The sequence below is a fragment of the Azotobacter salinestris genome (genome assembly GCF_009363155.1).
GTDB lineage: Bacteria > Pseudomonadota > Gammaproteobacteria > Pseudomonadales > Pseudomonadaceae > Azotobacter > Azotobacter salinestris.
On sequence record NZ_CP045302.1, the window covers coordinates 1189221 to 1207435 of the forward strand.

Annotated in this window: 14 protein-coding genes and 3 pseudogenes; 11 read left to right on the forward strand and 6 right to left on the reverse strand. The window is 58.7% G+C overall.

The window, feature by feature from the left end; genetic code table 11:
* The first annotated feature begins 55 nt into the window (after positions 1–55).
* Positions 56–1283, forward strand: a pseudogene (locus GCU53_RS05570) (IS701 family transposase).
* 46 nt (positions 1284–1329) lie between these two features.
* Here the strand turns inward: GCU53_RS05570 and GCU53_RS05575 are convergent.
* A pseudogene (locus GCU53_RS05575) lies at positions 1330–1668 on the reverse strand (transposase); the annotation flags it as partial.
* Between the two features lie 78 nt (positions 1669–1746).
* Positions 1747–1884, reverse strand: a pseudogene (locus GCU53_RS05580) (IS701 family transposase); the annotation flags it as partial.
* Positions 1885–2132: 248 nt separating this feature from the next.
* Here GCU53_RS05580 and GCU53_RS05585 point away from each other — a divergent pair.
* From GCU53_RS05585 to GCU53_RS05625, 9 genes are all read left to right on the forward strand, one after another.
* Positions 2133–2939 (forward strand): hypothetical protein, encoded by an 807-nt coding sequence (locus GCU53_RS05585; protein ID WP_152386732.1) that lies wholly within the window; start codon positions 2133–2135, stop codon positions 2937–2939.
* A gap of 125 nt (positions 2940–3064) precedes the next feature.
* Complete coding sequence (locus GCU53_RS05590; RefSeq protein WP_152385966.1) at positions 3065–4162, forward strand: IS630 family transposase; 1098 nt, start codon at positions 3065–3067, stop codon at positions 4160–4162.
* 246 nt (positions 4163–4408) lie between these two features.
* Positions 4409–5575, forward strand: a complete 1167-nt coding sequence (locus GCU53_RS05595) for a nucleotide sugar dehydrogenase (protein WP_152386733.1) — start codon at positions 4409–4411, stop codon at positions 5573–5575.
* Positions 5576–5624: 49 nt separating this feature from the next.
* Positions 5625–6638 (forward strand): class I SAM-dependent methyltransferase, encoded by a 1014-nt coding sequence (locus GCU53_RS05600; RefSeq protein ID WP_244307062.1) that lies wholly within the window; start codon positions 5625–5627, stop codon positions 6636–6638.
* Positions 6639–6782: 144 nt separating this feature from the next.
* Positions 6783–7880: a dTDP-glucose 4,6-dehydratase gene (gene rfbB / locus GCU53_RS05605; RefSeq protein ID WP_152386734.1), complete on the forward strand. Its 1098-nt coding sequence runs from the start codon at positions 6783–6785 to the stop codon at positions 7878–7880.
* The gene (gene rfbD / locus GCU53_RS05610) at positions 7877–8782 is read left to right on the forward strand and encodes a dTDP-4-dehydrorhamnose reductase (RefSeq protein WP_152386735.1); all 906 of its coding nucleotides are present in this window, start codon (positions 7877–7879) and stop codon (positions 8780–8782) included. Before rfbB ends, rfbD begins: the two co-directional genes overlap by 4 nt.
* 4 nt (positions 8783–8786) lie before the next feature.
* Positions 8787–9671, forward strand: coding sequence for a glucose-1-phosphate thymidylyltransferase RfbA (rfbA, locus tag GCU53_RS05615; protein ID WP_152386736.1), 885 nt, complete (start codon positions 8787–8789; stop codon positions 9669–9671).
* Entirely contained in the window at positions 9671–10216 is a 546-nt protein-coding gene (rfbC, locus tag GCU53_RS05620; protein ID WP_152386737.1) for a dTDP-4-dehydrorhamnose 3,5-epimerase, read from the forward strand. The genes rfbA and rfbC overlap by 1 nt, the downstream gene beginning before the upstream one ends.
* Before the next feature lie 214 nt (positions 10217–10430).
* A complete protein-coding gene (locus GCU53_RS05625) occupies positions 10431–11552 on the forward strand; it encodes an acyltransferase family protein (protein WP_167520040.1) in 1122 nt (373 codons plus the stop codon).
* Here GCU53_RS05625 and GCU53_RS05630 read toward each other — a convergent pair.
* The 4 genes from GCU53_RS05630 to GCU53_RS05645 are packed head-to-tail and all read right to left on the reverse strand — an operon-like array spanning position 11534 to position 16874.
* Positions 11534–12709, reverse strand: coding sequence for a glycosyltransferase family 4 protein (locus GCU53_RS05630; protein ID WP_152386739.1), 1176 nt, complete (start codon positions 12707–12709; stop codon positions 11534–11536). The genes GCU53_RS05625 and GCU53_RS05630 overlap by 19 nt on opposite strands.
* On the reverse strand, positions 12706–13659 hold the full coding sequence (locus GCU53_RS05635; protein ID WP_152386740.1) for a GDP-mannose 4,6-dehydratase: 954 nt from the start codon (positions 13657–13659) through the stop codon (positions 12706–12708). The genes GCU53_RS05630 and GCU53_RS05635 overlap by 4 nt, the downstream gene beginning before the upstream one ends.
* A gap of 36 nt (positions 13660–13695) precedes the next feature.
* Positions 13696–14730, reverse strand: coding sequence for a GDP-mannose 4,6-dehydratase (gene gmd / locus GCU53_RS05640; protein WP_152386741.1), 1035 nt, complete (start codon positions 14728–14730; stop codon positions 13696–13698).
* Positions 14731–14762: 32 nt separating this feature from the next.
* Positions 14763–16874 (reverse strand): DUF6311 domain-containing protein, encoded by a 2112-nt coding sequence (locus GCU53_RS05645; protein ID WP_152386742.1) that lies wholly within the window; start codon positions 16872–16874, stop codon positions 14763–14765.
* Positions 16875–17104: 230 nt separating this feature from the next.
* Here GCU53_RS05645 and GCU53_RS05650 point away from each other — a divergent pair, with 230 nt between their 5' ends.
* Positions 17105–18142: an IS630 family transposase gene (locus GCU53_RS05650; protein WP_152386499.1), complete on the forward strand. Its 1038-nt coding sequence runs from the start codon at positions 17105–17107 to the stop codon at positions 18140–18142.
* The last annotated feature ends 73 nt before the right edge of the window (positions 18143–18215 follow it).

Sequence of the window (18215 nt, forward strand, 5' to 3'; positions counted from 1 at the left end):
ATGGCTTCGATCATCGCCCAGCACTGGGCAGAAATTTCGTAACGGCCTGACATGGCTGCGCTCGGAACAACGGAGGTGGCATTTTAGCCAAGTCGACTTTCAGACAAACCCTAAGCAACGCATCAGGCCCTTGTTCACTCAGGAGCGCGTAGCCGCTTCTGCAGCCTTGTTTCTGGATGGCTTGTTGGGTGCCGAGCCACGCAAGACCGGCTGGATGCGCGCCGAGGCTGCGGGTGATCCCGGCCTCTGGTGACAACAGGCCATTCTGGGGCGCGGCCGCTGAGAGGCCGATGCCTTGCGCGATCTAGTTCGTGACTATGTGCTCGAGCAACTGGCCGACGATGAAGCCGTTCTGGTTCTGGACGAGGCGGGCTTTCTCAAGCAAGGCCGTACTTCTTGTGGCGTTGCTCGCCAATACACTGGCTCGGCCGGCAAGATCACCAATTGCCAGATCGGTGTCTTTGCCGCTTATGTCTCGCGCCACGGACAGGCCTTCATCGACCAGACCCTGTATCTGCCCAGGGACTGGACGGCAGACCCCGAACGCCTGGCGGCCGCCCATGTGCCGGAGGGCATCGGATTCTCTACCAAACCCCGGATAGCCGAGGACATGATCGAGCGGGCCATCGCAGCGAATACGCCGTTTGCCTGGGTAGCCGCCGACAGCGTCAATGGTGTGAATCATCTCGAGACCGCCCTGCGACGTGCCGGGAAAGGTTACGTGTTGGGCGTCAAGGGCACCCATGCTGTCAAGGCCTGGATTGACCGGCCGGGCCTCTGGACACGTGGCCTGCTGATCCGCCGCCGTCTGGTTGACGGAGAACTGGCCTATTTCGCTACCTGGGCACCGATTGGAACCTCTCTGGAGAAGCTGGCTTGGGTGGAGGGCCATCGCTGGTCGATCGAGAGCGCTTTTGAAACGGCCAAGGGCGAGCTGGGCCTGGATCACAACGCGACCCGCTCCTGGCATGGCTGGCATCGCCATGTCTCGCTGGTCATGTTGGCCTTTGCCCTGTTGGCCCGGGTGCGCCATCAGGCCAACGCCCCGACTCCCCCAAAAACCATCCAGCGGCTGATAGCCCTGACATATCCGAGCTGATCCACTGGTCCATGCGGGAAATCCGGCGAATGGCTACCCGGCTGGCACAACGACAAATCGCACCGGATCACATCATGGCTTGGTCTCTCTGGCGCAGGAGCACCAGTTCAGAGCTCAACAAGCGCATATGAAGGCTATAAAATGCAACTGTAGTGTTAGAGCCTGTTCAAAGTCTTTTGAGTAGGAGGCACAAGCCTTCTCATCGGCCAGTTGCTCGAGAACATAAGTGATTATACAAAATTAATCCGATATTTTTTGCCGTAACCTGACAACACCTGAAGCACATGGCTGGTAAGTGACGAGAAGCTCTGGTAAGCTGTTACAGGCAGCCATTCGTACTTGATTTTCCGCCAGAGGATCTCGATTAGGTTGAGCTCAGGTGAGTACGTTGGCAGGAAGATCACGTAGAGCCGTTGCACTCTCCACTCCCGTTCCTTGCGCAGAAACAAGGCCGAGCGATGAATGTTGGCATTGTCGAGCACGACGATCGCAAAGGCTTCCGGCGACTTTTGCTCAAGCAGGCAATCGAAAGCCTCGATGACCACCTCCGTCGTCACGGTGTCGGTTGTCGTGTGTAAATCAGCTTGCCCTGGCGACTCAGAAACCCCAGCACATTGAGACGCCGACTACGCGAAAAGGCCACCCTTTCCCTGCAGGCCATCCAGAAACAAGGCTGCAGAAGCGGCTACGCGCTCCTGAGTGAACAAGGGTCTGATGCGCTGCCTAACGTCCCGCAGCGAAAAGGCCCATAGCTCCAGAGTGGTTTCGATGGATGCATAAGTCATCTGAAGTCTCCCTTGCCAGAAGGAAGATCATCAGGACAGATAAGCTATAGATATGCAAACGTAGTGCAAAATCAAAACAATCCATTTTAATGCAATAGTATCTCCCTCCTCCTAACACCAACATAAAAGACGTTCGTACACTTCACTCAAGCAATGATATCAACACAATACCATTCCGTAAATATAACTTTCAAATCCTTAAATACCTCTTCATCGATACCTTTAAACCATCTTCAAACACTACCACAATGACACTAGAGATATTCAGCATAACAAAAAGCGAAGCCTTTCTTGTACAAAGAGAAGGGCACTACAAAGTAGCTATGGGGGGCTTCACTCTTCAATTCTACTTCAAGCCCAGCCTTTCAAAAAAGGCACTAATATTTAGCCCCGGTTTTATTGACAGAACCAAGTTCCCCAACCCTTACTTCCAAAGAATCAAATGGCTTAAAAAATTTGATGCCGTCGGAATCAGCCTTGCAGACCCGACTCTCGACTTAAATGAAACAATTGAAATAGGCTGGTTTCTCGGAACCATTCAAGACTATTATTTGCGCCAAATTACAGAGTTCCTTCATGAACTTTTAAACCATCTTAAAATAAGAAAAGAATCAACTCTTTTTTTTGGATCTAGCGCCGGAGGCTTTTCATCGCTTGCTTTTGCAGCCTATATAAGAGGCTCATGTGCATTTGCAGTAAACCCGCAAACCAATATTTTAAAATTTCATGGCTACGAGGAATTGGCAAAAATTTCTCACCATTGCTTCAAAGGCTCAAGCGCAATAGGCATGGAGAAAAATTGGAAATCCCGCCTTTGCATATCCACACTTTACGCCACAATAAAGTTTATACCAAGAATCATGATTTGGCAGAACACGGCTGACGCATTTCACTATAGTAACCATCTTGTCCCATTCCTTCAGGAACTCGAACAAGTAGACTGTGCGAAGCAAATCTCTATCGAGCTGCATTCCGACTCCATACTTGGACACACTCCCCCAGGACTTGATATACTGAACGAGAAATTCGAACTCATCTTAAAAAATTGGTTATAGCACCACTCTCTTGAAAGCTCCTCCCCAATCAAAAACTTTGCACATCACTAGTGTGGTGAATCACAACTACTCAGGATAAGACTTGTCTACCGCGGAGCTGACAGAGTTTTTTCGGAGGGCATGCGATGAAAACAGGCCGCCCAGCCGTTCGGATCGAACTGACCGAACACGAGCATGCCGAACTCACCCGCCGCCGAGCCAGGCACAAGGGGCCTGCCGATATGCAGCTGCGCGCCGAGATCATTCTGTCCTGCGCTCGAGGCGAGTCCGGCTCTTCCATTGCTCGACGGCTCGGCATTACGGCGCAAACCGTTTCGAGGTGGCGCCTTCGCTTCGCCCGTTTGGGCCTGCAAGGCCTCAATGACGAGCCGCGCTCAGGCCGCCCACGCAGCATCAGCGATGAAAAGGTCCAGGAAGTGGTCGACCGGGTGCGGCAGACCCGGCCCGACGATGCCAGTCATTGGAGCTCGCGCCGGATGAGCAAGGCCACCCATATTTCACCGGCGAGCGTACAGCGTATCTGGCGAGCCTTCGGGCTCAAGCCTCACCTGGAGCACACCTTCAAGCTGTCCACCGATCCCGCCTTTGTCGACAAGGTGCAGGATATCGTAGGGCTCTACCTGAATCCGCCGGATAAAGCGCTGGTACTGTGCGTCGATGAGAAAAGCCAGATCCAGGCGCTCAATCGAACACAGCCGGGGCTGCCGCTGGAGCCTGGGTATCCGGCGACCCGTACCCATGATTATCAGCGCCATGGCACGACGTCCTTGTTTGCCGCCCTGGATGTGGCCACCGGCGAGGTGATCGGACGTCTCAAGCGCCGTCACCGCAGCGCAGAATTCCTGGAGTTTCTCAGGGCCATCGAGGAAACGGTCGAGAGCGACAAGGCCATCCACCTGATCATGGATAACTATGCCGTGCACAAGACCGACAAGGTGCGCGCCTGGCTTGTCGCGCACCCGCGTTATCACGTGCATTTCACCCCGACGTCCGCGTCATGGCTGAATCTGGTGGAGCGCTTTTTCTCGATGCTCACCCAGAAGTGGATAAGGCGCCAGGCCCATACCAGCGTGAAGGATCTCGAGCAGTCCATCGAGTATTACCTGGCGACTTACAACCAGAATCCAAGGCCCTTCCGCTGGCGTAAGGGAGCAGGTGAAATCCTGGCCTCTGTCGGCAGGGCTGCTCGAGCCTTGCAAAGAAATAATGAAGCGAACTTGTGATTCACCACACTAGGAACAACTTTAAAAGACAAGCCATTTGAATTCTTTATATGGCAAAAATAAAACCAAGTGAGCACCTTACTCAAGTCAAATCATCCTTACTTGTTCAAAAAATACCAATTCATGCGCCGATCCCACCAGCCACATATTTCATAGCCCTCAAGAAACACTCCAGACAACTTACGTCAACCGCCTCCTTTTTCAAACCTACTTAATTAATCTACACCTCCAAGGAAATTATCCAAAATGAAAATCTCAGTCTCTGGCACAGGATATGTAGGGCTTTCAAACGCAGCCTTATTTGCCCAGCATAACCAGGTCGTGGCCTTGGATATCGCTCCGAAGAAAGTTGAGTTACTAAACCGTCGTCAGTCGCCGATCGTCGACCCAGAGTTGGAGGAATTCCTGCGAGATAAGCCGCTGAACCTGCGCGCTACCTTGGACAAAGAAGAAGCCTATCGGGATGCTGACTTTGTCATCATCGCCACCCCTACTGACTATGACCCTGAAACTAATTATTTCAATACCCGCTCGGTAGAGGCAGTAATCCGTGATGTACTGGCAATCAACCCCAATGCCGTTATGGTAGTGAAGTCCACGGTACCCGTGGGCTTCACTGAGCGTATGCGCCGCGAGCTGAACTGCGACAACATCCTCTTTTCGCCAGAATTTCTCCGGGAAGGGCGCGCGCTGTACGACAACCTGTATCCCTCACGCATCGTGGTGGGCGAACGCTCGGAGCGGGCGCGTGGCTTTGCCGATCTGTTACTGCAGGGTGCGCTGAAAAAGGACGTACCGGTACTGCTTACCGAGCCGACTGAGGCGGAAGCGATCAAGCTATTCGCCAATACCTATCTGGCCATGCGTGTAGCCTACTTCAACGAACTGGACACCTACGCGGAAACTCACGGGCTGGATACTCTGCAGATCATTCAGGGCGTGGGGCTTGATCCACGCATTGGCAGCCATTACAACAACCCATCCTTCGGCTATGGCGGCTACTGTCTGCCCAAGGACACTAAGCAGTTGCTGGCCAACTACCAAGATGTGCCGCAAACCCTTATTCGCGCTATTGTCGACTCCAATACTACGCGTAAAGACTTCATTGCAGAATCCATCCTCAAGCGCCAGCCGCGTCGGGTGGGGATCTACCGCCTGATCATGAAGGCTGGGTCAGACAACTTCCGAACCTCCTCCATCCAAGGGATCATGAAACGCATCAAAGCCAAGGGCGTGGAAGTGGTAGTCTATGAACCGGTATTAGAGGAAGCAACTTTTTTCAGCTCTCCGGTAGTACGCAATCTCGAAAACTTCAAGCAGAGCTGCGATATAGTGGTAGCCAACCGGCTGACAGATGAAATTCTGGACATTCGCGATAAGGTCTATACACGAGATTTGTTCGGCAAAGATTGAGCTTTTGCCTATCCTCCTTTATACCGTAAATCAGCCCAGCCATAGGCCCATGCCGATGACACAAGCGAATACCCTCGAACATCTCTATGCCGAACACAAAGGCTATGTTTCGGATAAGTGGGCGATCTACCTGGCCGAATACCAGCGTCTGCTCAGCCCATTCAGAGACTCCCCCGTCCGTCTGGTGGAGGTCGGCGTGCAGAATGGCGGCTCATTGGAAATCTGGGCGAAATACTTTCCCCAGGCCCAACTGATCCTCGGCTGCGATATCAACCAAGCCTGCACCCAACTCACCTATGCCAGCGACAAGATTCAGTTGGTGGTCGGCGATATCAACCAAGCCGCCACACTGGATGCAGTTTTTAACCATTCCTACGATTTCGATATCGTCATCGACGACGGCTCGCATACCAGCCGCGATATCATCCAGACCTTTTGCAAGCTTTTCCCGCACCTAAAGCAGGGAGGTCTCTATATCGCCGAAGATCTGCACTGCAGTTACTGGGAAAAGTACCAAGGCGGGCTCTATCACCCCCGCTCGTCCATGGCCTTCTTCAAGGCGTTGGCCGATGTGCTGAATTTCGAGCATTGGGGGCTGGAACAGCATAGCCGGGAGCGCCTGCTACAACCTTTTGGCATCACGCCCGAGCTGAGCGAGACACTGCTGGCCGATTTGCACTCGGTCGAATTTGTCAATTCAATGTGCATCTTGAGCCGTCGACCTGCCGAGCAGAATCAGCTGGGCAGGCGCCACATTGTCGGTCAGCGGGAGCTGGTCTGCCCAGTCAAGCATCTCGATGGCACATATTGTCAGACGCCGCCGCAACAGGTTGGCGGTGCAATGGCCACGCCGCCGGTGCTGTCGCAGGAACTGGAGGAGGTTGCCTCATTGCTGCAAACCCGGCTTGCCAATCAAGATCATCTGCTAACCGAGCAAGCCCGAAAAATTGCGGAACTGGAACAGATACGCCGGCAGATGGGTGAGCAACTGTTACGCGCGGAAAGCCAGCTGGAACTGCTCAAGGAATTGATGCTAGCCAACGGGTCACTGGAGTCGCTGTAGGCTGTCACTGCCATCGGAAGCAGAACGATGACAGAGGTCGACAGCACCGCCAGCGGATATGGAGCCTCCCCATTCCTGTACTCCATGCAATTACCCTCTACTTTTGCTCTCTATTTTTAACTTCGTCACACTAAAAGGAAGACCATGATCCTCGTAACTGGCGGAGCCGGCTTCATCGGCTCGAATTTCGTCCTGCAATGGTGCAAGCACTCTGAAGAGGCCGTCCTGAACCTGGATGTCCTCACCTATGCGGGCAACCTGGCCAACCTACAGTCCCTGGCCGGCTCGCCGCAGCATGTCTTCGTCCAGGGCGATATCCGTGATTCGGGCTTGCTGGAGCGCCTGTTCGCCGAGCACAAGCCGCGGGCGGTGGTGCACTTCGCCGCGGAGTCCCATGTGGATCGCTCGATCCTCGGTCCGGAGGCCTTCGTCGAGACCAACGTGGTCGGTACCTTTCGCCTGCTGGAGGCGACACGCGCCTACTGGAGCGGCCTGGAAGCGGCGGACAAGGCAGCGTTCCGCTTCCTGCACGTGTCCACCGACGAGGTGTACGGCACCCTGGGGCCGAACGATCCGGCCTTCAGTGAAACCACGCCCTACGCGCCGAACAGTCCCTACTCGGCGTCCAAGGCCGGCTCCGACCATCTGGTGCGCGCCTACCACCACACCTATGGCATGCCGGTGCTGACCACCAATTGCTCGAACAACTACGGGCCCTATCACTTCCCGGAGAAACTGATCCCGCTGATGATCGTCAACGCCCTGGCCGGTAAGCCTTTGCCGGTGTACGGCGACGGCCGGCAGATCCGCGACTGGCTGTACGTGGAGGACCACTGCGCGGCCATCCGTCGCGTACTAGAAGCCGGCAAGCCGGGCGAGACCTATAACGTCGGCGGCTGGAACGAGAAGGCCAATATCGAGATCGTGCAGACCGTCTGTGCCCTGCTCGACGAGTTGGCCCCAGCCTCCGAACGGGGCGTATCCGATAGCCGCAGCGGCGCTCCCCTGGCGCGCTATGACGAGCTGATCACCTATGTAACCGACCGTCCCGGCCACGACCGCCGCTACGCCATCGACGCCCGCAAGCTCGAACGCGAGCTTGGCTGGAAGCCGGCGGAAACCTTCGAGACCGGCATCCGCAAGACGGTGCAGTGGTATCTGGCCAACCAGGACTGGGTCGCCGGCGTGCTGGACGGCAGCTACCGTGATTGGGTGCAGACACAATACGGGGCCAGGGCATGAGGATTCTGTTGCTGGGCAAAAACGGCCAGGTCGGCTGGGAACTGCAGCGCGCCCTGGCGCCGCTGGGCGAGCTGGTGGCACTGGATCGCCACGGCGAGCGGGGCTTGTGCGGCGATCTGGCCGACCTTGATGCCTTGGCCGCCACCGTGCGCACGATCGCTCCGGATGCCATCGTCAACGCCGCCGCCTACACGGCCGTGGACAAGGCGGAAAGCGAGCCGGAGCTGGCGCTGCGCATCAACGGCGAGGCGCCCGGCGTGCTGGCCCGGGAGGCCGCCCGCCTCGGCGCCTGGCTGGTGCATTACTCGACCGACTATGTGTTCGATGGCAGCGGCGATCGGCCCTGGCGCGAAGACGCCCCCACCGGACCGCTGTCGGTCTACGGCCGCACCAAGCTGGCCGGCGAGCAGGCGATCGCCGCCGCCGGAGCGCAGGCGCTGGTGCTGCGCACCAGCTGGGTGTACGCCGCGCGCGGCGGCAACTTCGCCAGGACCATGCTGCGGCTGGCCCGGGAGCGCGATCAGTTGCGGGTGATCGCCGACCAGATCGGTGCGCCGACCGGTGCCGAACTGATCGCCGACGTGACTGCCCATGCCTTGCGTCAGGCAATGGGCAGCGCCGACGGGGCCACCCTCGGCGGGGTCTACCATCTGGCAGCCGCCGGCGAAACCTCCTGGTGCGATTACGCCCGTTTCGTGCTCCACCAGGCCGAGCAGGCCGGCGAGACGCTCAAGGTCGGCCACGGGCAGATCGAGGCCATCCCGACCACCGCCTACCCGACGCCGGCACAGCGTCCGCTCAATTCGCGGCTGGACACCCGCAAACTGCGTGAAACCTTCGGCCTGCACCTGCCACACTGGCAGGTCGGCGTTGCACGCATGCTCACCGAAACAAGGAACTGACCTCATGCAAAAACGCAAGGGCATCATCCTCGCCGGCGGCTCCGGCACCCGTCTGTATCCAGCCACACTGGCGGTTTCCAAGCAGTTGCTGCCGATCTACGACAAGCCGATGGTCTATTACCCGCTGTGCACCCTGCTGCTGGCCGGTATCCGCGACATCCTGATCATCTCCACCCCGCAGGACACGCCGCGCTTCGAGCAGTTGCTCGGCGACGGCCATCAGTGGGGCATCCGGCTTTCCTATGCGGTGCAGCCCTCGCCGGACGGCCTGGCGCAGGCCTTCCTGATCGGCGAGGAATTCCTGGCCGGCGCGCCTTGTGCCCTGGTCCTCGGCGACAACCTCTTCCACGGCCATGACTTCGTTACCCTGCTGAAGCACGCCAACGGCCGCAGCGCTGGCGCCACGGTGTTCGCCTATGCGGTCCACGACCCGGAGCGCTACGGCGTGGTCGAGTTCGCACCGGACGGCCGCGTGCTGAGCCTGGAGGAAAAGCCCAAGCAGCCCAAATCGCGTTACGCGGTGACCGGTCTGTATTTCTACGACAAGCAGGTGGTGGAGCTGGCCAAGCAGATCAAGCCTTCGGCCCGTGGCGAGCTGGAGATCACCGATCTCAATCGTCTGTATCTGGAGCGCGGAGAGCTGCATGTGGAGCTGATGGGCCGCGGCTATGCCTGGCTGGACACCGGCACCCATGACAGCATGCTGGAGGCCAGCCAGTTCATCCAGACCATCGAGCGTCGCCAGGGACTGAAGGTGGCTGCGCCCGAGGAGATCGCCTGGCGCCAGGGCTGGATCGACGACGCTACCCTGCAGACCCTGGCCGCCCCCATGTCCAAGAACGGCTACGGCCAGTACCTGCTCAACCTGCTGCGCGAGAAAGTATTCTGATGCAAGCGATTCAGACCGAAATTCCCGATGTCTTCATCATCGAGCCCAAGGTGTTCGGCGATGAGCGCGGCTTTTTCTTCGAAAGCTTCAATGCCCGCCGCTTCGCCGAGCTGACCGGTGCCGATCCCCAATTCGTGCAGGACAATCACTCCCGCTCGGTGAAGGGCGTGTTGCGCGGCCTGCATTACCAGATCCGCCAGCCGCAGGGGAAACTGGTGCGGGTGGTTGCCGGCGAGGTGTGGGACGTGGCAGTGGACCTGCGCCGCAGCTCGCCGACCTTCGGCAAGTGGGTCGGCGTCACCCTGTCGGCCGAGAACAAGCGCCAGCTGTGGATACCCGAGGGCTTTGCCCATGGTTTCGTGGTCGTCTCCGAGGCGGCCGAGTTCCTCTACAAGACCACCGATTACTGGGCGCCGGAACACGAGCGCAGCATCATCTGGAACGACCCGACCCTCAACCTGCCCTGGCCATTGGAAGGCGAGCCCTCGCTGTCGGCCAAGGATCGCCAGGGCGTCCCCCTGGAACAGGCCGAGACCTTCGACTGATCCGGCGACAGCTCCCGGAAAACCCGCGCGGGTTTCACCCGCCCTACCCAAGCGCCAAGCGGCTCTTGTAGGGCGGGAACGACCCGCCATGTTGCGCCCAAATTGCGGTGCCACACTGAGGTTGGGCCCTTGTGGCCCGCCCAGCCTCTCACGGCTTGCCACGCCCTGCACGCATACGCACACTGCGCGCTTTGGATCTATCCGCAGGCTTGGCATGTCCCTTCCGTTCTCTGCCCCTCCCTCGAACAATCTTCCCTGGAATCCGCGGCTGGCCCACCTGCGCTGCCTGGCAGCACTACTGGTGCTGGCGTTTCATACATTCCATTCGTTTTTCGGGGGCTGGCAGCCTCGCCCCGAGGCGTTCGGTTTCGGCTGGCTGGTAGAGGGACATACGGGGGTGAGCCTGTTCTTCGTGCTCAGCGGCTATCTGTTCATGAGTATCGCCTTGCGGGCCGAGGGCGTTCTCGACTACCGCCGCTTTCTACGCAACCGGATACTCCGGATCTTTCCGCTGTTCGTGGTGGTGTTCATGGTGGCGGTGTCAGTGAACCGGGACGCCTTTCGCCCGCAGGACATCCTCTATCTGTTCTTTTCCAACATCGGCGATCCGCCGACCAGCAAGCAGTTCATGACCGGCGCTGCCTGGACGATCTCGGTGGAGTTCGGCTTCTATCTGATATTTCCTTTCCTGGCACGCTTCGCACTGGCGCAGGGGCCCTCCTATCTGCTGCGGCTGATCGGCTTGTTGCTCCTGTTCAAGCTTGGCGCCTTCCTGCTCAGCGAACGCCCCACCCATATGATCTATTCAACGTTGCTGGGGCGTCTGGATCAGTTTCTGGTCGGCATGCTTGCCGCGCAGTACGCCGCGACGCACATCCTGCGCCCCATGCATGGCGCCTGGGTGACGGGGGCTGGCCTGGCGATGTGGATGCTGCTGGAGCTGCAGAAATACTGGGCGAGCTTCCTCTCGCCCAACCCGGTACAGGTCGCCTGGCTGGCCTGGCCGACTGTGGAGGCCCTGGCCTGGGCGCTGGTCATCCTGAGCTATGCACACTGGCGTGGTGATTTGCCGGGCTGGTTGGGGGGATGGCTGGAGCGCGGCGGGGAGATCAGCTTTTCGCTGTACCTGTGGCACGGGCTGGTGATCTTCCTGGGAACACGGCTGCTCGGTACTCCCGACTGGTTCGCCGACTGGCGCCTGAATGCGCTGCTGGTGGGAATCGGCGTGCTGGTGGTGTCCTGGTGGGTGGCGGGTCTGAGTTATCGGACGATCGAGGCCCCCTTCCTGGAGATGCGTGGACAGTATGTGAAGCCTACTCAGGTAACCCTGGAATAGACCTCCAACGTCTCGCGCGCGCAGCGCGACCAGGAGAACAGCCGCGCCCGCTCCAGCCCCTGCAGGCTCAGGCGATGGCCCAGTTGCCCGTGCTCGAGCAGTTCGTGCAGGGTGGCCGCCAGCCCTGCCACATCGTTCGCCTCGCACAGCATGACGGCCTCGCCGGCGAACTCGGCCATCGAGGTCCCGGCCGTGCAGATCGTCGGCGTCCCGCTGGCCATCGCCTCCAATACCGGCAGGCCGAACCCCTCGTAGAGCGAGGGGTAGACGAATGCAGCCGCCCCTGCGTACAGGAACGGCAGATCGGCGGCGCTGACGAAGCGCAGATACCTGATCTCGCCGGAAGCCTGCAGGGTATGGATCTGCTTCATCAGCGCGTCGTTCCGCCAGCCCGAGGCGCCGGCGATGACCAGTGGACAGGACCGGCGCAGCGAAACCGGCAACTGCATCCAGGCCGCCAACAACCAGTCGACGCCTTTGCGCGGCTCGATCGTTCCGACAAAGGCCACATAGCGCCCGTGCCGCAGCCCATGCCGTGTCAGCACTGCCTGGGTCTGCTCCGCCGTGCGCGGAAAAAAACGCTCGTCCGCGCCCAGGTAGATCGCCCGCACCCGGCCGGCCGGCACGCCGAACTGCTCGATCAGTTCGCGACGGATCAATTCCGAGTCGGTGATGACGAAATCGGCCCGGCGCAGGGTCCGCGGCAGCTCGCGGGTCTGCCAGGCGACCCGCTGCGGCGGATGGAGGTGGGGAAAATGAACGAAGGAAAGGTCGTGGATGGTGACGACACAAGGGCCGTCATGGTTCTTCAGGATGAAGTTCGGCTCGTGGTAGACAAGGTCTTGCCTGGCGTGCGTGGCCAGTCGGAAGCGGGCATTGCCCAGGGCGGCATGCGCCCGATAGGCCAGTGGCAGGCCACGTACCAGCTTGCGCAGCCGCGCCCCCACTGCATTTCTCCGGGCTTGCCCCCCTGCCCCGGCCGCATCGTCGTGCAGGGCGGCCAGTACTTCGGCGGCCGTGGCCAGGGTCGAGCCTGTGAAGCAATCGATCCGCTCGATGGCCGCCAGCCCCTGCAGTGCGCGCAGCAGGTTGAGGGTGTAGTTGCCGATCCCTGCCAGCGGCGGAACCAGCGACTCCGTGCCGAGCAGCAGCTTCATCGAGCTCCGGCGGTCTTTTCCCGCCAGTAGGCCAGGAGTTCCCCAAGGGTTTCACTCAGGGCATGGGCCGGTCGCCAGCCCGTCGCGGCCTGCAGGTGCCGGCAATCGCCCACTGCGAAGGGGATGTCCGAAGGACGCAAGCGTTGCGGGTCCTGCTCTACCCTGATGGGCAGCGAGCTCTGCGCCAGCAGCTCGTCGAGGATTTCCTGGATCCTTCTTGCCCGGCCCGAGGCGACATTGAAAATCCGCTGATCCGCAGGCTGGTCCGCAAGGTCCAACAGCCTTGCATAGGCGTCGCAGACATCGCGTACATCGAGAAAGTCGCGACAGGCTTCCAGATTGCCGACCTGCAATACCGGCGGCTGCAGGCCGTGCTCGATCTCGGCGATCTGCCTGGCGAAGGAGGCCGTGACGAAATCGGGCGACTGGCCCGGGCCGATGTGATTGAAAGGTCGGGCAATGACGCCGCGCAGGCCCCGGCGAAAGTACTGGACAAAGGCCAGCTCGGCCGCCAGCTTGCTGGCCGCGTAGGGATTCATCGGCTGGCAGGGGCTGCTCTCGTCCAGCGCCACCCCCGTCTTGAATGCTTCGCCATAAACCTCGGAAGAACTGGTGAACAGCACGAAGGCCTCGGGCGCATGGCGCTGGATGGCTTCGAGCAGGTTCAGGCTGCCCAGCACATTGGTCTGCCAGGTCAGCAGGGGGTCGCGAAAACTGGTCGGTACGTGGGAAATTGCCGCCAGATGTAGTACATGGGTCGGCCGTACCTGCTGAACGACCTGTTCGACGGATGCCGCATCGCGAATATCCATGCGCACCTGCGCGACATCGTCCTGCGGCAGCGGATTCGAGGATACCGTGCAGGTCACCTGATGCCCGGCTTCGCGCAAGTATGTCCGCATCACCTTGCCCACGAAGCCGTTCGCTCCGGTCAGCAAAACATGTTTCATTGCCCCTTCCTTTGCATACAGTGGTTTTGCCGGGGATTAAAACGAAAAACCCTGCTCGTTGCGGCGCAGATCGGCTTCCACCATCATGCGGCACAGCTCCTCCAGCGAGGTCTTCGGTTCCCAGCCCAGCTTCTCCCTGGCCTTGGCCGGATTGCCGATCAGCAGGTCCACTTCCGCCGGCCGGTAGAACTTCGGGTTGACCGCCACGATCACCTTGCCGGTCGCGGCATCGATACCCTGTTCCTGCTCGCCCTCGCCCTTCCACTCCACCTCGATATCGACCGCCTTGCAGGCCAGGGAGACGAAATCGCGCACGGTTTCGGTACGGTTGGTGGCCAGTACGAAGGTATCCGGTTCGTTGGCCTGCAGCATGCGCCACATGCCTTCCACATACTCCTTGGCGAATCCCCAGTCGCGCTTGGCGTCCATGTTGCCGAGCTCCAGCCTGTCCTGCTTGCCCAGCTTGATCTTGGCGACGGCGTCGGTGATCTTGCGGGTCACGAACTCACGGCCACGCAGCGGCGACTCATGGTTGAAGAGGATGCCGCTGGTGCCGAAGATGCCGTAGGACTCGCGGTAGTTGATGGTCATCCAGTGGGCATACAGCTTGGCCACGCCGTAGGGGCTGCGCGGATAGAACGGGGTGGTTTCCACTTGGGGAATCGCCTGCACCTTGCCGAACATCTCGGAGGTGGAGGCCTGGTAGAAACGCACCTTCGGGTTGACGATGCGGATCGCCTCCAGCAGGTTCACCGCCCCCAGGCCGGTAATCTCCGCCGTGGTCAACGGCTGCTCGAAGGAAACCCCCACGAAGCTCTGCGCTGCCAGGTTGTACACCTCGGTGGCCTCGGTGCTCTGCAGCAGACGGATGCTGGCGGACAGATCGGTCAGGTCGTACTCGACCAGATGCAGGTTGGGGTGACGATCGATCCCCAGCTCCTCGATGCGCCAGAAGTTCACCGAACTGGTGCGGCGGTAGGTACCGTAGACGGTATAGCCCTTCTGTAGCAGCAGTTGTGCCAGATAGGCGCCGTCCTGGCCGGTGATACCGGTGACGATTGCAGCTGTCATCTTATAACCCCTGTAAATAAGAAATCTTTCTATTATTGCAAAGTAATCGAAACCAAGCCAAGCGCCAAGGCTCGACCGTCATTGCCGGCGCCAAGATCGACAGGTCTTGCCGCATCAGAAAACTCAAACTGTAGGTTCAGAGGTTCGCTTGCCGATAAAAGACCATGCATCTCGTCGGCAATAGGAATTTCGATTCGGTTTGCAGTATTTGACTTCAAGGAAATGTCTTTGGCGAAGATTCCGTTAAGCGACACCCTGACCCTTTGCTCGGGATGTGCTGGCGTCACCCAGGCATTGGCCTCGAGGACGATCATCCGGAGATTCTCGGCTGCCGGCAAAAGTACCGTTGCATCTTCTCCATCCGACCAAATCCCCCATGCTTCCGGAGAAGACCAGCCTGACGCCAGATAGGATAGACCGCGACTGCCTGGCCTGAATTCAAGTCGATCCCCAATCCTTACAGGCGGCAGCAAATCGGCGAAGTCCACTTCGCCCTGTATCCTCATGCAGTGCTGACACTTCTTCCATCCTGGAGCCAAGAAGGAAAAACCGTCGATCCGGGCTAGTAGATCAGCCTCCTCGTTCAATGAAAGCGCCGCCGCACGCAGTGCAGCCTCATTCAGGATATAAAGCGTATCGGCCTCATAATGGCTGGCCTGCACGGCATCCTGCGCTCGGGCTTGTGCATCGGTCAGGGCAGAGTGGCTCACACGTGCGAGGTAGACCGCATCCGTCGCCATATGATGCTTGGCGGCAAACGTTGCCAGCACTTGCCAGTTTGGCGACACGTTGGCCGGCTGAATCCATCTTATTTTCTTGTATTTCCTGGCAGCATCGGCCCAGAACGGGTCCTTGAGAGGCGAACTCCATTCCGAGGCCGGCTCCGCCATCAGGCTTGTCCGAATGCCAGCCCATGCCGCGCTGGTATCCACTACCTGAAGAATCAAGGCTCCAGCCAATATGGTAATGGCCGGACGTGCATCGTGCCCACGGATGACAACAAATAACAGCACGAACACCAGCATATAAAAGACCGGCCAGAACATCCGTCCCGAAGCTCGAAATATATTGGCTCCTCGAAGCACCCATTCCGGCAGGGAATAGTGAAAGACCGTATCGGCAATGCCTACGCTGTTCGACAAGGCAAACAGCGTTAGTCCGAGCAAGACGAGCAAAAGCATGGCCTGTCTTCTCACCGCGGGCCATATATTGACTCGACCGGAAATCAGAATTGGTATGGACCAGAGCGCCAGAATAATGGTACCCAACCCGAGAAAATTGAAACCTTCGAGATTATCCTCGGCTTTTGGAATGTCCTTGAGTGCGAAGGACCATCCGCCCGCATCGAAAATAGAAAGAAGATTCATCCGATACTGGCCGAATCCCCCGCCCACCACACCTTGCCCGACACTGAAATAACCTGCCATCCAGCACACAAGGGCAAGTATTGCAAGCATGCCAATCACTTCCCGCACGGCCTCGCCTACCGGGCGCTTTCCAATGAAAAGCCTTCCGGCAAGGTCGGCAAGCCAGATGAGCCCCACCATGGCCAACAGGTAAGCATGTACCAGGGCAGATACCGACAACAAGATTGCCCACGGCAAGGCACGCCCCTCAATTTTCGGCTTGAGCGCAAGATATAATGCCGCCAATACGAGAAAATGGCCTGCCAAATTCAAATGGACAGCCATTCGAAATATCATCGGCGGAGAGAAAACGAAAAAACCTGCCCCGAGGATACGCACGATCTGATTATTGGTAATCAGACCGAGCAACTTCCAGGCAAACCAGGCTTGTAAAACGAAGCAGACCAAGAGCCATAATCCGAAATACTGAAACACCTCAGGCAGGATATTCGAAAATGGCTTGAATAAAAGAGCCAGCAACGGATTCGAGTCGGAATACACTATGGCGCTTGAAAGCTCGATTCCAAAATCGGGATTCAGCCCAGGCGGCAGTGTCCAATCGGAATTGCGAAAAAAATGCCACCCCAAAAAATGCTGGACCTGATCTCCCTGGCCAAGCCATGCAATATTTTCAGGATTGAGTGCTCTCGGCCCGACAACGATAAGAAAGGCCACCACACCCAGCATATAAGGCATAGCGGTCCAAGGAATTAATGTTGAAGGAGATTGCTTCAGCATGACAAGTTTTATTTTCCTAATCTGAGTTCAATGGGCCAAGCAGGCTAGAAGGAGCCTCATTGAGCTTAGTGGAGCATACAGTTGGCGCGATAAATTATTTTTGACGTGCCAAGCCTTCCCTGCTCACCATACCGGTAAGCACCCGGCCCTCCTGCTCTCCTCTACCTGAAAGACTTGGCCGGGCACTTATTAATCCGGCAATAAAATAGGGCATAATCAGCATTTTCCCGATGACCCGTGACGCCCGAAGCCTCAGCCCCCTGGAACAGCGCGAAAAACGCGCCATCGCCCTTCGCATGCGCGAGCAGGGGTATACCTACCGAGCCATCGGCGAAGCCGTTGGCGTTCATCTGCGCACCGTGGCGCACTGGGTTGAGGTGGCGCAGCGCCAGGGCAAGGCGGCTGCCATCGAGGGTGGCCAGCGCGGGTCACTGCCAGGAGAGCGCCGCAGCCTCAGCCCGGAGCAGGAGGCGCTGATTCGCACGTTGCTGCTCGATACCATGCCAGACCAGCTGAAGCTCGCTTTCGCGCTCTGGACTCGGGAGGCGGTACAGGCCCTGATCGCCCTGCACTGTGGTTTTCAGATGCCGATCCGGACGGTCGGCGAATACCTCAAGCGTTGGGGCTATACCCCGCAGCGGCCGTTGAAGCGCGCCTATCAGCAGCAGCCCGAGGCGATACAGCGCTGGTTGAAGACCGAGTACCCGAAGATCGAACAGCGTGCCAAGGCCGAGAGCGGCGAGATTCACTGGGGCGATGAAACCGGCTTGCGCAGCGATAGCCACGCGGGGCGCAGCTACGCCCCGACAGGGCGAACGCCGGTACGCGAGGTCAGTGGAAGCCGCTTTGCCACGAACATGATTTCGACGGTGACCAACCGGGGCAAGCTGCGCTTCATGCTGTACCGGGAAACCATGACGGCGACTGTGTTGATCCGCTTCCTGGGGCGGCTGATCCGGGACACCCAAGGGCGCAAGGTGTTCCTGATCCTGGACAACCTGCGCGTGCATCACTGCAAGACAGTGAAAGCCTGGCTGGGCGAGCGACGAGAGCGGATCGAGGTGTTCTTTCTGCCTGCGTACGCCCCGGAGCTCAACCCGGACGAGTACCTCAATGGCGACCTCAAGCAGCAGGTGCGCAGCGGGCCGAGCGCGAGAAGCCGGGAGGCTCTGGAAGGACGTGTTCGTTCGGTCATGCGCCGCCTGCAATCAAAGCCCGAGCGAATTCGCTCGTACTTCAGGCACCCCAAAATAGCCTATGCGGCATGATTTGGGGTATTGGATTGCCGGATTAATATTAAGCGTCGAATGACGCTTCAGAGTTCTTGCAGGTGAAGTGCAA